General features: G+C 40.9%; 16 protein-coding genes. 13 read left to right on the top strand and 3 right to left on the bottom strand.

Annotated features, from left to right (window positions below):
• Nucleotides 1-45: 45 nt before the first annotated feature.
• Nucleotides 46-1,209, top strand: coding sequence for an ATP-grasp domain-containing protein (locus tag HMPREF2607_RS06400; RefSeq protein ID WP_070476382.1), 1,164 nt, complete (start codon nucleotides 46-48; stop codon nucleotides 1,207-1,209).
• A gap of 52 nt (nucleotides 1,210-1,261) precedes the next feature.
• Here the strand turns inward: HMPREF2607_RS06400 and HMPREF2607_RS06395 are convergent, their stop codons facing one another.
• Nucleotides 1,262-2,344, bottom strand: coding sequence for a DEAD/DEAH box helicase (locus HMPREF2607_RS06395; RefSeq protein WP_070476381.1), 1,083 nt, complete (start codon nucleotides 2,342-2,344; stop codon nucleotides 1,262-1,264).
• A gap of 91 nt (nucleotides 2,345-2,435) precedes the next feature.
• On the opposite strand from HMPREF2607_RS06395, the gene udk reads away from it, so the two are divergent.
• The 5 genes from udk (at nucleotide 2,436) to mprF (ending at nucleotide 8,844) form a co-directional block, all read left to right on the top strand.
• The gene (gene udk / locus HMPREF2607_RS06390; protein ID WP_002890688.1) at nucleotides 2,436-3,071 is read left to right on the top strand and encodes a uridine kinase; all 636 of its coding nucleotides are present in this window, start codon (nucleotides 2,436-2,438) and stop codon (nucleotides 3,069-3,071) included.
• Between the two features lie 36 nt (nucleotides 3,072-3,107).
• Nucleotides 3,108-5,027, top strand: a complete 1,920-nt coding sequence (locus HMPREF2607_RS06385) for an ABC-F family ATP-binding cassette domain-containing protein (protein WP_021144355.1) — start codon at nucleotides 3,108-3,110, stop codon at nucleotides 5,025-5,027.
• 89 nt (nucleotides 5,028-5,116) lie between these two features.
• Nucleotides 5,117-5,377, top strand: a complete 261-nt coding sequence (locus tag HMPREF2607_RS06380; RefSeq protein WP_002883990.1) for a YiaA/YiaB family inner membrane protein — start codon at nucleotides 5,117-5,119, stop codon at nucleotides 5,375-5,377.
• Nucleotides 5,378-5,572: 195 nt separating this feature from the next.
• Nucleotides 5,573-6,292: an alpha/beta fold hydrolase gene (locus HMPREF2607_RS06375; RefSeq protein WP_013990774.1), complete on the top strand. Its 720-nt coding sequence runs from the start codon at nucleotides 5,573-5,575 to the stop codon at nucleotides 6,290-6,292.
• Nucleotides 6,289-8,844 (top strand): bifunctional lysylphosphatidylglycerol flippase/synthetase MprF, encoded by a 2,556-nt coding sequence (gene mprF, locus HMPREF2607_RS06370; protein ID WP_070476379.1) that lies wholly within the window; start codon nucleotides 6,289-6,291, stop codon nucleotides 8,842-8,844. The genes HMPREF2607_RS06375 and mprF overlap by 4 nt, the downstream gene beginning before the upstream one ends.
• A 53-nt stretch (nucleotides 8,845-8,897) precedes the next feature.
• Here mprF and gatD read toward each other — a convergent pair whose 3' ends face one another.
• Nucleotides 8,898-9,686 carry a lipid II isoglutaminyl synthase subunit GatD gene (gatD, locus tag HMPREF2607_RS06365; protein ID WP_021144353.1) on the bottom strand — a complete coding sequence of 263 codons (789 nt, stop codon included), beginning with the start codon at nucleotides 9,684-9,686 and terminating at the stop codon, nucleotides 8,898-8,900.
• Complete coding sequence (gene murT, locus HMPREF2607_RS06360) at nucleotides 9,686-11,029, bottom strand: lipid II isoglutaminyl synthase subunit MurT (protein WP_021146983.1); 1,344 nt, start codon at nucleotides 11,027-11,029, stop codon at nucleotides 9,686-9,688. Before murT ends, gatD begins: the two co-directional genes overlap by 1 nt.
• 101 nt (nucleotides 11,030-11,130) lie before the next feature.
• On the opposite strand from murT, the gene cdaA reads away from it, so the two are divergent.
• The 7 genes from cdaA to HMPREF2607_RS06325 all read left to right on the top strand — a co-directional run bounded on the left by cdaA (nucleotide 11,131) and on the right by HMPREF2607_RS06325 (nucleotide 17,362).
• Entirely contained in the window at nucleotides 11,131-11,982 is an 852-nt protein-coding gene (gene cdaA / locus HMPREF2607_RS06355) for a diadenylate cyclase CdaA (protein WP_037620369.1), read from the top strand.
• Entirely contained in the window at nucleotides 11,979-12,944 is a 966-nt protein-coding gene (locus HMPREF2607_RS06350) for a CdaR family protein (RefSeq protein WP_002890696.1), read from the top strand. The genes cdaA and HMPREF2607_RS06350 overlap by 4 nt, the downstream gene beginning before the upstream one ends.
• A gap of 220 nt (nucleotides 12,945-13,164) precedes the next feature.
• Complete coding sequence (gene glmM / locus HMPREF2607_RS06345) at nucleotides 13,165-14,517, top strand: phosphoglucosamine mutase (protein WP_037600533.1); 1,353 nt, start codon at nucleotides 13,165-13,167, stop codon at nucleotides 14,515-14,517.
• Nucleotides 14,518-14,519: 2 nt separating this feature from the next.
• Nucleotides 14,520-14,960, top strand: a complete 441-nt coding sequence (locus tag HMPREF2607_RS06340; RefSeq protein ID WP_013990768.1) for a GtrA family protein — start codon at nucleotides 14,520-14,522, stop codon at nucleotides 14,958-14,960.
• A 97-nt stretch (nucleotides 14,961-15,057) separates the two neighbouring features.
• The gene (locus HMPREF2607_RS06335; protein WP_070476378.1) at nucleotides 15,058-15,744 is read left to right on the top strand and encodes a tRNA (adenine(22)-N(1))-methyltransferase; all 687 of its coding nucleotides are present in this window, start codon (nucleotides 15,058-15,060) and stop codon (nucleotides 15,742-15,744) included.
• Nucleotides 15,734-16,522 carry a Nif3-like dinuclear metal center hexameric protein gene (locus HMPREF2607_RS06330; RefSeq protein WP_021144348.1) on the top strand — a complete coding sequence of 263 codons (789 nt, stop codon included), beginning with the start codon at nucleotides 15,734-15,736 and terminating at the stop codon, nucleotides 16,520-16,522. The genes HMPREF2607_RS06335 and HMPREF2607_RS06330 overlap by 11 nt, the downstream gene beginning before the upstream one ends.
• Before the next feature lie 12 nt (nucleotides 16,523-16,534).
• The gene (locus HMPREF2607_RS06325) at nucleotides 16,535-17,362 is read left to right on the top strand and encodes a ZIP family metal transporter (protein WP_021144347.1); all 828 of its coding nucleotides are present in this window, start codon (nucleotides 16,535-16,537) and stop codon (nucleotides 17,360-17,362) included.
• The last annotated feature ends 1 nt before the right edge of the window (nucleotide 17,363 follow it).

Genomic DNA, 17,363 nt, shown 5'->3' with positions numbered 1-17,363 from the left:
TTCTTTGTCTATCCTATCTAAATAACTATAAAAGAGGAATCACTAATGAATTATCTTGTTATTTCACCATACTATCCACAAAACTTCCAACAGTTTACAGTTGAACTTGCAAATAAGGGTATTAACGTTCTTGGTATTGGTCAAGAGCCTTATGAACAGTTAGATCAACCTTTGAAAGATGCTTTGACAGAGTACTTCCGTGTAGATAATCTGGAAAACTTGGATGAAGTTAAACGTGCGGTAGCCTTTCTTTTCTACAAACATGGCCCAATCGACCGCATCGAATCTCATAACGAATACTGGTTGGAATTAGATGCTGCACTTCGTGAACAGTTCAATGTTTTTGGTGCTAAGCCAGAAGATCTTAAGAAGACTAAATTCAAGTCTGAAATGAAGAAACTCTTCCAAAAAGCTGGTGTTCCAGTTGTGCCAGGTGCTGTCATTAAAACTGACAAAGATGTGGATAAAGCTGTGAAAGAAATCGGTCTTCCAATGATTGCTAAGCCAGATAATGGGGTTGGTGCAGCTGCAACCTTCAAACTTGAAACAGAAGATGATATCAATCATTTCAAGGCTGAGTGGGATCATGAAACAGTTTATTTCTTTGAAAAATTTGTAACTTCAAGTGAAATCTGTACTTTCGATGGTTTGATTGATCATGATGGTAATATTGTCTTCTCAACAACTTTCGATTATGCCCACACTCCACTTGACTTGATGATTTACAAGATGGACAATTCTTACTACGTTCTTAAGGATATGGATCCTAAGTTACGTAAGTATGGTGAGGCAATTGTCAAAGAATTTGGTATGAAGGAACGTTTCTTCCATATTGAGTTCTTCCGTGATGGTGATGAGTATATTGCTATTGAATATAACAACCGACCAGCAGGTGGCTTCACAATCGATGTCTATAACTATGCTCATTCGTTTGATTTGTACAAGGGCTATGCGGATATCGTTGCTGGTGAACCATTCCCAGCTTCTCAGTTTGAGCCACTTTACTGTTTGGCAACTTCACGTCGTGCAAGCTCTCACTATGCTTACTCAGAAGAAGAACTTTTCGATAAGTATCGTGAACAACTTAAAGTTAAGAAAATCATGCCTGCAGCCTTTGCAGAGTTGCAAGGTGACTTCCTTTATATGTTGACAACTCCAAGTCGTGAGGAAATGGAACAAATGATTGAGGACTTTGGTAAAAAAGCCTAATCTGTATATGTTAAAAGCACTTCAGAGTAAACTGAAGTGCTTTTGTAATGGCTTATTTTTCGTGAAGCTCTTGGTTTTTAAGAACCAGTTCTGAAACTTTAGCGAATTTTTTAAGTTTTTTGAGGTCTTCTGGATGAGTTACCAAGCTAATGACGCTACCTTCATTTCCCATACGGCCGGTACGACCTGCACGGTGAGTGTAGGCTTCACGGTCTCTAGGGATATCGAAGTTGATGACCACTTCCAGATTTTCAATATCGATGCCTCGTGCCAAGAGGTCAGTACCTAGTAAGAGTGAAATCTCATGGTTCTTGAATTTTTCCAAGATAATCTTACGGAATTTGACGTTGATGTCACTAGCCAATGATACCGCTGAAGCTCCGTTAAATTGGAGGCGCTCTTCAGTAGCCCCAAGGTCAGAAAGACTGTTGAAAAAGACTAGACCACGGAAGTCAGGAATATTGGAGAACTTACGGAGAAGTTCGACACGGTTACGTTTATCAACACTGATATAATAATGTTTAATGGTGTCTAATTCCTGATCAGACAGGTCATAAACGATAGTATTTTCGACAAGAACTTGATCGTCAATTTTGTTGGTTGCTGAAATATAGATCATTTGATGATCACGAGGAACATGGTGGCTGATTTTTGTCACAAAATGGTATTGGCTATCACTGAGAAGCTCATCAAATTCATCAAGGACGATAGTATTGACGTTCATCATCTTGATCTTTTTGAGTTTAATCAGCTCAAAGACACGGCCAGGGGTTCCGATGAGAATTTCTGGTCCTTTCTTCAGGCGTTCAATTTGTCGCTTTTGACTAGAGCCAGAAAGGAAGAGCTGGGCAGTGAGTCCTAGTGGCTCAGCCCACTGTTTGGTTACGTCGAAAATCTGTCCAGCAAGTTCAGAATTAGGTGCTAGGATAAGCAGTTGCTGAGCTTTTTTGGGTTTGAGTTTGAGGAGCAGTGGGAGAAGGTAGGCAAGGGTCTTACCTGTTCCTGTAGGACTGATACCTAGGACATTATCTCCTTCAGTGATTGGTGCAAAGAGTTCTTTTTGAATGGCAGTCTCTGTAGTGATTCCTTTTTCTTTAAGGAGGTCTTGCCATTGTTCAGGAAAGTTTTTAAACATAAAAGTCTCATTTTCTATATGGATTTGCTTTTATTATATCATGATTTAGTGTAGAATAGATAGGAAAGACTATATTAGATAGGAATTTACCATGCCTAAAAAACCGATTATTATTGGGGTTACGGGTGGCTCTGGTGGCGGTAAGACCAGTGTTTCTCGTGCCATTCTATCAAATTTTCCAGATGAGAAAATTGCTATGATTGAGCATGATTCTTATTATAAGGATCAGTCACATTTGACTTTTGAAGAGCGTGTGTCAACGAACTACGACCATCCTTTTGCCTTTGATACAGATCTTATGATTGAACATATCAATGAGCTGATTGCTGGGCGTCCAGTGGATATTCCGATTTATGACTACACGCAGCATACACGCAGTGAAAAGACTTATCGTCAGGAACCACAGGATGTCTTCATTGTTGAAGGAATTTTGGTACTTGAGGATAAACGTTTGCGTGATTTGATGGATATCAAGCTTTTTGTAGATACTGATGATGACATTCGTATTATTCGTCGTATCAAGCGTGATATGGAAGAGCGTGGCCGTAGCTTGGATAGTATCATTGAGCAATATATCAGTGTGGTTAAACCTATGTACCACCAGTTTATCGAACCTACGAAACGCTACGCAGATGTGGTGATTCCTGAAGGTGTCACAAATACTGTTGCTATCGATTTGATTAATACTAAGGTAGCAAGCATTTTGAAAGAAAGTCAGAAAGCCTAAGCAGGAGCTTGGCTTTTTTGGTATAATTGAAACGTTATGATTATTTTACAAGGAAACAAGATTAAGCGCTCTTTCTCAGGAGATGTGCTCTTTGATAATATTAATATTCAGGTAGATGAACGTGATCGTATTGCCCTGGTTGGCCGTAACGGTGCTGGAAAATCAACCTTATTGAAAATCTTGGTTGGAGAGGAAGCGCCGACGAGTGGTGAAATCAATACAAAACGTGATTTGAATTTGTCTTACTTGGCTCAGGATAGTCGCTTTGAGTCTAGCAATACCATCTATGCAGAAATGTTAAATGTCTTTGCAGACTTACGTGCAGATGAAAAACGTCTGCGTGACATGGAAATGAAGATGGCCGAGTTGACTGGGGTAGAATTGGACAAGTTAATGACTGACTATGATCGCCTTTCTGAGGATTTCAGACAGCGTGGTGGTTTTACCTATGAATCTGATATCAGAGCTATTCTCAATGGTTTTAAGTTTGATGAAAGCATGTGGGAGATGCCCATTTCAGATCTTTCTGGAGGGCAAAATACACGCCTTGCTTTGGCGAAAATGCTGCTTGAGAAGCCTGAGCTCTTGGTACTGGACGAACCGACCAACCACTTGGATATCGAAACCATTGCCTGGTTGGAGAATTACTTGGTCAATTATCAGGGAGCTTTAATCATTGTCAGTCACGACCGTTATTTTTTGGATAAGGTTGCGACAGTAACCCTAGATTTGACCAGACATAGTTTAGATCGTTATGTCGGAAACTATTCAAAATTCATGGACCTTAAGGCTGAAAAGTTGGCCACTGAAGCAAAGAACTTCGAAAAGCAACAAAAGGAAATTGCTAAGCTGGAGGACTTTGTTAATCGTAATATTGTCCGTGCCTCTACAACTAAGCGTGCTCAAGCCCGTCGCAAACAGCTAGAGAAAATGGAACGCCTAGATAAGCCAACAGAAGGTCAGAAGTCGGCAAATATGACCTTTCATGCGGACAAGGTCTCTGGAAATGTGGTCTTGACAGTGAGGGATGCTGCTATTGGTTATGACGATGAGATTCTCTCAGAGCCTATTTCTCTGGATGTTAAGAAGATGGATGCCATTGCCATTGTGGGACCTAATGGTATCGGAAAAACAACCTTTATCAAGTCGGTAGTAGGTAAACTGCCATTTATCAAGGGAACATCAACTTATGGTGCCAATGTTGAAGTGGGTTACTATGACCAAACCCAATCTGCCTTGACACCGTCAAACACTGTTCTTGATGAGTTATGGAATGATTTTGCGACAACTCCTGAAGTTGAGATTCGTAACCGTCTGGGAGCTTTTCTCTTCTCAGGTGATGATGTCAAAAAGTCGGTTTCCATGCTTTCAGGTGGTGAGAAGGCTCGGCTGCTCTTAGCTAAATTATCAATGGAAAACAACAACTTCCTCATCCTAGATGAGCCGACCAACCATTTGGACATTGATAGTAAGGAAGTCTTGGAAAATGCTCTCATTGACTTTGATGGAACGCTTCTCTTTGTCAGCCATGACCGTTACTTTATCAACCGTGTGGCAACCAAAGTGATGGAAATTTCTGAGGATGGGGCAGCCATTTATCTTGGAGATTACGATTACTACCTTGAGAAGAAGGCGGAGCTTGAAGAGTTGGCACGACTTGAGGCAGAGGAAAATCAAGTATCAGAGGAAGTCCAAGTAGCTTCAGCGGGAGCTAGTGATTATCAAGCTCAAAAAGCCAATCAAAAAGAGATGCGTAAACTAAGTCGACGCATAGAGCAGATTGAAAATGAGCTAGAGACGATTGAGGAACGCTTGGAGGAAATTTCTGCTGCCATGCTTGAAACAAATGATGTGGCAGAATTGTCTGACTTGCAGAAAGAGCTGGATGACTTAACAGATTCTCAAGAGGCTCTAATGGAAGAGTGGAGTGACTTATCAGAACAAATGGAAGGTTAAGGGATGATGAGAACCTTTTCATGTTTTGAGTTGTGAAAGGCTTACATTGTTGGTATAATGGTCTTAGTATATAAAAGGAGACTAACTTTATGAACAAAGTAAAGAAAAAAGTGTATCGTAACACAACATCTTTCAACATGATGGCATGGGGATCATTTGCCTTCTTCGTAATCTTGATGTTGGTAGGCCTCTATACCCTTAAAGAGCCTTTGATGGTTAAGGGTTACTACCTCATGGGATGTGTTGGCTTGATTTCATCTTCCTTTACAGTATCTAAGGTTGTCCGTGATAATCAAGAAGATGAAGAAAACTATAACAAACTCATCGCACAACAAACTTTCGAACAATAAGAAGAGAAGCCTGAAAAGGCTTTTTCTTTTTGCAGAAAATGCACAATTATTCTGCCTCTTCCCTAGTGGAAATGTTATAATGGAGTGAAGAAGGGTAGATGGTTTTGGAATGAGATAAGTCCAATTCATCAGCCTCAATGCCTTATAAGACTAATTATCGTATAAGAATGCGTTAGTGAAAAGGTAGGTAATATTATGGAATTCAAAGTGAAAGATGGTCAAATCATCTATTATCGTGATCTCGGTAAGGGCTTTCCAATTGTTTTTTTGCATGGCAATAATTTGTCAGGAAATTACTTTGGTAAGCAAGGAATTCTGTATCGAGACTATCGTTTAATTTTCATTGATAGTCGTAATCACGGCAGGTCCAGTCGTCAGAGTGTTAAGATGACCTTTGAACAGATGGCTGCCGATTTGGAGGAAATTTTGCAATATTTGAATATCAAGAAGGCCTTATTTGTCGGTCATAGTGACGGTGCCAATTTGGCTATGGTTTATGCTAGTCGTTATCCTGACCGGATCGCAGGGCTCTTACTTAATGCGGGAAATATGACCTTTAATGGGTTGACGAGACGCTCAAGATTCGCGGTCTATATACAATATCTTTGCTTAAAAGCCTTGTCACCATTTTCATCTAAAATGGATATCATGGCTCAGGTAACGGGGCTTATGCTTCATGACTTGCCACTAGATAGGGAACGTCTACATCAGGCTGCCTATCCTGTTTGGGTAGTTATGGGGCAAAGGGATGTTATCAGTATCAGGCATTCTAGGGAGATTTCGGAACTCTTTCCAATTCATAAGCTCTATGTCCAACGTCGAGAAGGGCATCGTCTAGCTCAACGTAAATATAAGATTTTCAATCAAATGATTCGTGAGCTTGTGAGAATTAGTCGAAAAGAGGTGGTGGCATGAAGCGTCTTTTAGAGAGACTTCAACCTTTAAAAGCGGCCGTTAAATCTATCTTCTTTATCTCGATTACGGTTCTTGTAGTCATAGAATTGGTTCGCCTCAAACGAACCATCACTCTAGAGTCACTTGAGTCAGCCCTGGCCGGTTTGTCTATTTGGCATCTTGTTTTGATGGCTATTATCGGACTAGTCGCTGTCTCCCCTATGCTCTTTTATGACATCATACTGAATAAGGAGCTAGAAACGGATTATTCCAGATCCTATATCTTAGAAACAAGTTGGGCTGTTAATACCATTAATAATTTAGCTGGTTTTGCTGGTTTGGTCGATGTGGGTCTGCGATATTCCTTTTATTCTGAGGATGGGCAGGAAAAGACAGGTGTTAAGGCACTTTCTCGCTTATTGCCTTACTTTATGTCGGGCTTATCCCTTTTAAGTGGTTTGGTATTCGCTGTCTTTTGGTTCTTCCCTCTAAGTCCAGATTTAAGAAAGTATTGGTTACTGTTATTGGGGATTTTCCTTTATCTACCTTTTATTTTCTTTGTTTCTAGTCGGGAAAAATTAGCCTATTTTGGTCAAGTACCATTGAAAACGAGGCTAAGTCTTCTTTTAGCTTCGACAGCTGAATGGGGAACGGCCCTTGGGAGCTTTGTAAGTGTAGCTTATTTAATGGGCTTACATGTTCCTCTTTATAATCTGATTCCTCTTTATTTCCTAGCGGTTATTATTGGTATCTTCTCAATGATTCCAGGTGGGATTGGTAGTTTCGATTTGATTGTGATTACCGGTCTGACCTCTATGGGGGTTAGTAATGCTCTTGCGGTTAGTCTGCTCTTGCTCTTTCGTTTAACTTACTACGTTATTCCCTTCTTGTTAGGTGTTGTCTTCTTTTTCAAACACATGGGAGGGCGTATCAACGAGAAATACTTCAAACTTTCTTCACGAGTATTTGGTGGAAGTCTCCACCGCTTTCTTGTGTATTTGCTACGTTTTTCAGGGATTTTCTTGATTTTGTCAGCCTTAATCCCAGAACGCTTGGCAAATGTCTACTTTATTAGCCGTTTTAATCCTATTCAGGAACAGTTGATTTGGCAATTCCCAAGTATCCTATTTGGAACTCTATTCATTTTCATGGCTCGGCTCATCAGGCGTCGGGTTAAGGGAGCTTTCATTACTTCCTTAATAACCTTTGTCTTGACCTTGATTTATGTCAATCTCAATGGTATTTCTTGGGCCATGTCTTTCCTAATTGTACTCTCTTTGGTGCTTATGTTGATCATCAGAAAGAGGTTGTATCATCGTTACTTTGTTTATAGTTGGGAAGACAAAACAAAGGATTTCCTTTTCCTAGCCTTTACTATTCTGGTTCTTCTTGTTCTGGGTGGCAGCGGTTTTTGGTCTCATTTATTGCCACCTAAGAACCGGGATGTTCTTGGACATTTTGTTCATATTTGGTTTGATATTTTACTGGCATCAGTTATCATTGCAACTATTGTTTGGGGAGTCTTGAGAATTTTGGCACCCCGTAGGCTTTTTGGTCAAAGTATGGATGATGAGCGCTTCACAGCTCTCCTTGAGAAATATGGGGGTGCATCAGAAAGTGCCCTGGCTTATTTACATGATAAACGCCTCTTTTGGTATCGTGTCGATGGACAAGACCAGGTAGTTTTCCAATTTGCACAAACCAGCAATAAGTGTGTGGTTATGGGAAATCCAATAGGTAATGAAAACTATTACCGAGCAGCTTGGGAATCTTTCTTGAAGACACTATCAGATTGGAATTTACAAGCCTTGTTTTATGAGGCAGACGAGAGTATTACCCTGATGCTTCATGATTATGGCTTTGATTTTATGAAATTTGGGGAAAACGCCATGGTTGATTTGACGACATTCTCTGTCGATGGTAAGCATGGTAAGAAGTTCCGTAAACCAACCAATCGTGTCGAAAAAGCAGGTTTCCAGTTTAAGTTACTTGATCCTCCATTTTCAGAGACTCAGATGCAAGAAATGAAGGCTGTCTCAGATATTTGGCTTAACGGTCGTAAGGAGAAGGGCTTCTCTCTTGGTTTCTTTGATGAAGCCTATCTGCAGCAGGCACCGATTGCTATTGTGGAGAGTGAGGATGGAGAAATTGTAGCTTTTGCCAACATCATGCCAACCAAAAACAAACGGGTGGCGACGATTGACCTTATGCGTTATGACTTTGAAAAGGCACCTGAAGGCATCATGGATTACCTCTTTGTCAAACTCTTCCAGTACTTCCAAGCAGAAGGAAAGCAATACTTTGATATGGGGATGGCTCCACTCGCGAATGTGGGTACTGAAGAAGATAGCTTCTTGGAAGAAAAGGTCGCCAATTTGGTCTATGTCTTTGCCCAGCGTTTTTACTCTTTTAGTGGGCTCCAACGTTATAAGGAGAAGTTCTCTCCAATATGGTCTCCAAAATACATTGTTTATCCTAAACGAACTTGGCTCTTGTTTGATATGATTGCCATTTTAAGAATTGATAATCGTAAAATTGAAGATAGATTGAAGAAAAGACGTCTTTGGAAATAGATATGAAAAAATAGCGAAACCCTAAGGTTTCGCTATTTTGCTATGTCATAGAATTATTTCTCAAATTCTGCTTTTGATTTAGTATCTGCGTATTCTTCAGCAATCTCACTTGAGAGAATGGCATCATAACTTGGCAATTCAATGTCTTGGCCATATTTGTTACGAAGGGCAGTTGTAACCAAACGGTAGGCAAGGTTGGCGTTACGAGAAAGAATTGGTCCATGGAAGTAGCTACCATAAACATTTTTATAGTGGACACCCTCAGTACCATCTTCCTTGTTATTACCATTACCGTAGACCACTTTGCCAAGTGGTTTTTCGTCATCAGAAAGGAAGGTACGCCCTTGGTGATTTTCAAAACCATAGTAAGTTTCATCGAACTCTTCGTTATGGATTTTGATATCACCGATGTAACGGTTATTTTCTTGATTAAGGGTGTAGTGGCCCATGACGCCGATACCATCAATACGGACACCGTTAGCCTGGATGTAATATTGTCCAAGAAGTTGGAAACCACCACAGATGGCTAAGATTACTTTATTATCTTGGATGAATTGACCAATGGCATCACGTTTAGATGGGAGATCTTTGGCAACGATGGATTGTTCGTAGTCTTGACCACCTCCAAAGAAGACCATGTCGTAGTGGTCCTTGTCGAAGTCATCTCCAACTGAAACGATGTCGAAGGTCATCTTAGCACCAAGTTTTTCACCCACATATTTGATCATAAGGACATTACCGTTGTCACCGTAGGTATTGAGCAGATTACCATAAAGGTGGGCAATATTTAGGTCGTAGGTGTAGTCAGGATTTTCTGGAGATTTGAGTGAAGTATAGGTCATTAGTTCATCTCCTTTCCAACAGCATGACGTTGAGCAAGAATGTCACGGAATTCAAGCATGGCAGTATAGGTCGCTAAGATATAGGCATGGTCACAATCTTGTTTTTCAATCAAGGCCATAATATCTTCAAGTTTTTCTGCTTGCGTAATCTTATCCTCTGGATAGCCAGTCACACGAAGGCGGCGGGCAATTTCAGAATGGCGAACACCACCAGCATTAATCTCAGGGATATCCATCTCGAGAATGCTTTCAAAGTTGGCATCCCAAATCCAGCTAGTATCAATACCATCAGCATAGTTAGCGTTAAGAAGGACTGACAAGCTAAATGGATAATCGGCAAGTTTAATCATGTCAAGAGCTTGGCTAGCTCCTACGGGATTCTTAATTAGTACGAGAGTACATGATTTGTCACCAATCTTAAAGTTTTCTTGGCGTCCAAAGACAGCACGACTCTTATCAAAACCAGCTTTGATTTGCTCTGGAGCCACTCCGAAGAACTCAGCGACAGAGACGGCAGCAAGGGCATTGTAGATGTTATAAAGACCACCGACATTAATCTTGTAATCTTGTCCATCAATGACAAATTCAGAAGTAGTGTTAGTGATTTTAGTCAACTCTGTTAGCTTATAGTCTAATTCTGGACGGTGGAAGTCACAGTTGAGGCATACATAGTCACCCAGATTAGCATAAGTATTGAGGTGATACTGAAGAATGCTCTCACAATTAGGGCAGACAATTCCTTCGGTATTATAATGTGCCAGCTCTGGAGCGTGTTTTTCAGTGTCAAAACCATAGAAGCGTACAGGATTGACCACTTCTTTAGAATTAAAGAGAGGACTGTCCCCATTGACCAAAATAGTGGCCTCAGGTGCCTTAGCAGCACCATCTAAAATCATCTGATAAGTAGTATAGATTTCACCATAGCGGTCCATTTGGTCACGGAAAATATTTGTGAAGACAAAAAGACTTGGAGTGATGTATTCAGTGATTTTTGGAAGGCTAGCCTCGTCAATTTCCAAGACAGCGATTTTCTTACCAGACTTGGCTTTTTTAGCTGTTAGGAAAGTAGAAGTGATTCCTGTGATCATGTTGGCCCCACTAGGGTTGGTCACAATCTCACCAAAAGCTTCTTTAAGGATTCCTACTGTTAAAGCTGTTGTCAGAGTCTTACCATTGGTTCCAGTGACAACGACAATCTCGTAATCCTTGGCTAAAGTGTCTAAAATATCTTTGTCAAATTTAAGGGCGATTTTTCCAGGCAGGGTTGAGCCACGTCCCAATTTTGAAAGGACGAAATGGCTAGCTTTTCCCGCTAGAATTCCCATGGTAGTTTTCATAGTCATGAATTTATTTTATCACAAAAAGTAGTGATTGTAGTCTCAAAATAGTTAGAATTCGTGGTATAATAGAAACTGTTTAAAAATTAAAAGAAAGTGTGATATGTATGGGAATACTTTCGTCCATTGATATTGATTTTTGGCGGTCACTCTTTGATAGTCCGCTGAAAGTTATCGTCAATAGTTTGGACATATTGATTGTTGCTTTTTTAATTTATCGCTTTATTAGGGCCCTACGAGGGACAAAAATTATGACCCTTGTTCAAGGGGTTGTCTTATTTATTTTAGTCAAACTGATTTCTGATTTTATAGGCTTCACGACGATTTCTTATTTGATGAATCAGGTTATCAACTATGGAGCCATTGCGGCGGTTGTAATCTTTGCGCCAGAGCTTCGTTCTGCACTTGAAACCTTTGGACGTACGCCTCAGCATTTTTTGCAAAATAAAGAGGTTAGCTCAGATGAGAAGTTGGTTCAAGCCTTCGTTAAAGCTGTTAAGTACATGAGTCCTCGTAAGATTGGGGCGCTGGTTTCTATTGAACAGACTCAGACCCTACAAGAGCAGATTGCGACTGGCATTCCACTTGATGCAGTGGTGACTGGGGAACTATTAATTAATATTTTCATTCCAAATACACCGCTTCATGATGGGGCAGTTATTATCAGAGATAACAAGGTTGCGACGGCTTGTTCTTATCTGCCATTGACGGAATCTAATAAGATTTCCAAAGAATTTGGAACTAGGCACAGGGCTGCCATTGGTCTTTCAGAACAAACAGATGCGCTTACCTTTGTTGTGTCAGAGGAGACTGGGGCGATTTCCATTGCTTACAAGGGAAATTTCATCCATGATCTCTCTGTTCAAGAATTTGAACAAGAGTTGAGTCTTATCTTGTTGAAAGAACAAGAACCACGTCAGTCATTCTTCCAACGTTGGATGGGAGGTAGCAAAAAATGAAGCGTTTTGTAAATTTCTTTAAAAACGATCGTTTATGGCAGATGCTAGTTGCTCTCTTCTTTGCTGTGGTACTCTTTTTCACGGCATGGTCGGGAAATACGCAAAATAAAAACAATAGCTCAAGTGCATCTAATACCTTTACACAAACCGTTGAGTCGGTTCCTGTGGATATTAAATATGATAGTGATAAGTACTTTATCAGTGGTTATTCCTATGATGCCGAAGTCTATTTGACAGCGACAACACAGCTGGCTTTAACGACTGAGACAAGTAGTGATACGCGTCACTTTAAATTAGTTGCTGATTTGTCGAATTTGGGTCAAGGAACCAGTCGAGTACCTATTCAGGTTAAGGATCTTCCAGCTGGAATGTCTGCGCAAGTATCGCCATCAACCTTGACGGCGACTATTGGTAAAAAAGCCAGCAAGACCTTTGACGTCGTAGCTAACATCACATCAGATAAGTTAGCAAATGGCTATGAAGTTAAAAAAGTTAGCCTGGATGCAACCAAGGTAGAGGTAACTTCGAGTGAAGATATCATTAACCAGATTGATCATGTTCAAGCAGTATTGGAAGGCGATTCCAACCTGTCTGAAGATTATGATGGGAACTTGGTCCTTCAAGCAGTTTCGACCAATGGAACAGTCCTAGCAAGTTCAATCTCACCAGCTAAGGTGCATGCCAAGATTAGTTTGCGAAAATTAAGCAAATCTGTTCCTGTCAAGGTCGAACTGACTGGAGATAAGGCTAGCAATGTGTCTAGTATCAGCTATAGCTTTAATCGTGGACATGTGACTATTGTTGGTAGTCAAGAAGCTATGGATAAGATTGATAGCATTACAGTCCCTGTGGACATTAGCCAAGTGACTAAGGACACTTCAAAAACAATAGACCTTAAGGCAGAAGGTGTTACGGTTCAGCCTGGCACTGTTAAGGTTAACTTAAAAGTTACGCAAAAATAGGGGAGTTACATTTTTCCTAAATTCATGTATAATGGATGGGATTGAGAGGGACTAATCTCATAAAAATGTAACCAATTAAAAATGTTTAAAATCAAGGGTTGAAAATATTGGCGAAATCTTATAAAGTTAGATTGTCTAGATAGATTTCACTAGATTGACTCTTGCTAAACAGCATCACAGTTTAAGGAGGATTTAGTGCTCAAGCACTAATAATAAAATTATGGGTAAATATTTTGGAACAGACGGTGTTCGTGGAGAAGCAAACGTTGAGCTTACGCCTGAATTGGCCTTTAAATTAGGTCGTTTTGGTGGTTATGTGCTTAGCCAACATGAGACTGGCCGTCCTAAAGTTTTTGTGGCACGTGATACACGTATCTCTGGTGAGATGTTGGAATCTGCCTTAGTAGCAGGTTTGCTCTCAGTGGGTATTGAAGTCTACAAACTTGGAGTGCTTGCGACACCTGGCGTCTCATACTTGGTCCGTACGGAAAATGCAAGTGCTGGTGTTATGATTTCAGCCAGCCATAATCCAGCTCTTGATAATGGTATCAAGTTCTTTGGTGGCGATGGTTTTAAATTGGATGATGCGCGTGAAGCGGAAATTGAAGCCCTTCTCGATGCTGCAGAAGATACGCTTCCACGCCCTTCGGCTGAAGGACTTGGAACACTTGTGGATTATCCAGAGGGTCTTCGTAAATACGAAAAATTCTTGGTGGCTACAGGTGTTGACCTCGGTGGCATAAAAGTTTCCTTGGATGCGGCTAATGGAGCAGCTGCGGTATCTGCACGTAACATTTTCCTTGACTTGAACGCAGAAATCTCTGTTATTGGTGACCAACCTGATGGCCTTAACATCAATGCTGGTGTTGGTTCGACACACCCAGAGCAGTTGCAAGCCTTGGTTAAAGAAACTGGCTCAGCTATTGGTCTTGCCTTTGATGGTGACAGTGACCGTCTCATCGCTGTTGATGAAAATGGCGATATTGTTGATGGTGATAAGGTGATGTATATCATTGGTAAACATTTGTCTCAAAAAGGCGAGTTGGCTAAAAATACTATTGTAACAACAGTTATGTCAAACCTTGGTTTCCACAAGGCACTTGACCGTGAAGGCATTAACAAGGCAGTGACTGCTGTTGGTGACCGTTACGTTGTCGAAGAAATGCGTAAAAACGGCTATAACCTTGGTGGTGAACAGTCTGGACACGTTATTATCATGGATTACAACACAACTGGTGATGGTCAATTGACAGCTATCCAATTGACTAAAGTCATGGTTGAAACAGGTAAGAGCTTGTCTGAATTGGCTTCAGAAGTGACCATCTATCCACAAAAATTGGTTAATATCCGTGTGGAAAATAGCATGAAAGATAAGGCTATGGAAGTTCCTGCAATTGCCGCTATCATTGAAAAAATGGAAGCTGAGATGGCTGGAAATGGACGTATCTTGGTTCGTCCAAGTGGTACTGAACCTCTTCTTCGTGTTATGGCAGAAGCCCCAACAGATGATGAAGTGAACTACTATGTTGATACGATTGCCGATGTTGTTCGTGCAGAAATTGGATTGGACTAAGTATGATAGCTAAGCTCAGAGCCTTCATGGCCACCGAAGTTTTCAAGTACCTTTTCTTTGGTGTCTTGGCAACTTTGGTCTATATGGTCAGTCGTACTTTGATTTTCCAGTTTACCCAACAAGGAACACTTTCAGCAGTCTTAGCAAATGCGATTGCCATTATCTTTGCCTTTTTTACAAATGACATGTTTGTCTTTAATCAGGAAAAGACAGGTATGGTTACGCGCTTTGTTAAGTTTGTGGGTGCTCGCCTATTGACCTTGGTCTTGGATTTGGCTCTGGCCTATTTCTTGGTCGATACCTATCCAGAAATTATTGGTCAATTTGTTGGTCATAGTCATGCTTGGGTAAACGGTATCGAGAGCCTCTTCTCTCAGGTCCTTATCATTGTATTGAACTATATTATTTCTAAATTCTTCGTCTTTACAGGCGAGAAAGTATAAACAAAAAGGAAGTTGTTAGGAAATGTGTTAAAACCATTTCTTACCAACTTCCTTTTTTGATATAATTGAATAGACTTAAAAAATAGAAAGATGAAATATGTACGTACAATTATCTCAACGCCTCAAGGACGTAGCAACCTATGTTCCCAAAGGTGCAAAACTCTTGGATGTAGGCAGTGATCATGCCTATCTTCCGATTTATTTACTTGAAAAAGGCCTGATTACTTCAGCTATTGCTGGTGAAGTTGTAAAAGGGCCCTATGAATCTGCTCTCGCTAATGTCTCAGCTTCTGGTTTCCAAGATAAAATCGAGGTGCGCTTGGCTAATGGCTTGGCTGCCTTCGAACCTTCTGATGCTGTCACAACCATCACAATCTGTGGCATGGGAGGACGTCTTATTGCGGATATTCTTGATGCTGGAAAGGACAAACTTAAGGGCGTAGACCGTCTGATTTTACAACCAAATAATCGTGAAGATGATCTCCGTATCTGGTTGATGGAAAATGGTTTTGAGATTATTGCAGAGTCTATCATGACTGAAAATGGCAAATACTACGAAATCATGGTGGTAGAAGCTGGACACATGAACCTTTCGGACAAGGAAGTGCGTTTTGGTCCTCATCTCATGAAAGACCAATCTCAGGTTTTCCAGCTCAAATGGCAACGCGAAATCAATAAATTAGAGATTGCTTTAGGATCCATTCCATTGGCCAATCAGGCTGATCGTACAGCTATCGAAGATAAAATTCAAACCATTAAGGAGGTTTTGAATCATGTTAGCTAGTGAACTTATTAAGACTTATGAAGAATTTTGTCCACAGGAGCTTTCTATGGAAGGTGATGTGGTTGGCTTGCAGATTGGTAGTCTGGACAAAGAGATTCAGAAGGTCATGGTTACCTTGGATGTTCGTGAGAATACGGTAGCCGAAGCCATTGAAAAAGGTGTGGACCTCATTATTGCTAAACATGCTCCAATTTTTCGTCCAGTTAAGGATTTGGTGTCTTCGCCTGACCGAGATATTTTACTTGACCTGGTTAAGCATGATATTGCAGTCTATGTGAGTCATACTAATATTGATGTCGTTAATGATGGGCTGAATGATTGGTTCTGTGACTTACTTGATATTAAAGACACCACTTATTTAACGCAGACTTCTGAAAATCATGGAATCGGTCGAGTAGGTGATATCGTGCCTCAGACTATTGAAGAACTTGCTCTTAAAGTCAAGTCTGTTTTTGCCTTAGATAGTGTTCGCTTGGTTCGTTATGACCATGAAAACCCTCTTGTTAGCCGTGTGGCTATTTGCGGTGGTAGCGGTCAAGGATTTTACAAGGATGCTTTGAAAAAGGGCGCACAAGTCTTCATCACTGGTGATATTTACTACCATACAGGACAGGAAATGATTACTAATGGTCTCTTGGCAATTGATCCTGGGCACCATATCGAAGCCCTTTTTATCCCAAAGATTGCTGAGAAACTTGAGGCTTGGAAACTTGAGTATGATTGGAATGTGACGATACTTGAAAGTCAGTCCTCAACCAATCCTTTTGACCATTTGTAGGAGGATGAGTCTGTGACTTGGCTTTTACATCAAAATGTGGTCTTTTTGGCCTTGCTTGCTGGTCTTTTTACTTGGGGCTGTACCATTGTCGGATCGGCCATTGTTTTCTTTTTCAAGAATATTAGCCGTAAATTGCTAGATATCATGATGGGCTTTGCGGCAGGTGTCATGATTGCGGCCTCTTTTTGGTCACTTTTGGACCCCTCTTTAACTTATGCGACTCAAAATGGCTATGGAAAGTGGTCATGGTTCCCTGCGGCAGCTGGTTTCTTGCTTGGAGGTATTGCCCTTCGTTTGATTGATGCCGTCGTTCCCCATTTGCATTTGGGAAATGACATCTCTAAAGCAGAAGGTATTCAACCTCGTAAGAAAAAGTTGTCCAAGACAGCCCTGCTCTTTTTGGCTATCACCATTCATAATTTTCCAGAGGGATTAGCAGTCGGTGTGACTTTCGGAGCCTTGGCTGGTGGCAATATGACATTCGCTGGTCTCATGGGAGCCATTGGTTTAGCTATAGGTATTGGTTTGCAGAATGTCCCTGAAGGTGCAGCCCTCTCAGTTCCTATTCGAGCTGATGGAAAATCTCGTATCAAGGCCTTTTATTGGGGATCTATGTCAGCTATCGTGGAGCCTATAGGGGCTGTTATGGGAGCTGCTCTTGTCATGTTGATGATGGCGATTATTCCTTATGCTTTGGCATTTGCGGCCGGAGCCATGATTTTTGTGGTAACGGAGGAATTGATTCCTGAATCACAAACCAATGGTAATACTGACGTAGCAACCTTGGGCCTTATGGTTGGCTTTGTCGTCATGATGGTCATGGACGTGGCCTTGGGGTAAA

The sequence above is a fragment of the Streptococcus sp. HMSC078H03 genome (assembly GCF_001808655.1).
Lineage (GTDB): Bacteria > Bacillota > Bacilli > Lactobacillales > Streptococcaceae > Streptococcus > Streptococcus salivarius_G.
The sequence above is the reverse complement of the archived record's forward strand: the minus strand, read 5'-3'. Positions and strand labels throughout refer to the sequence as shown.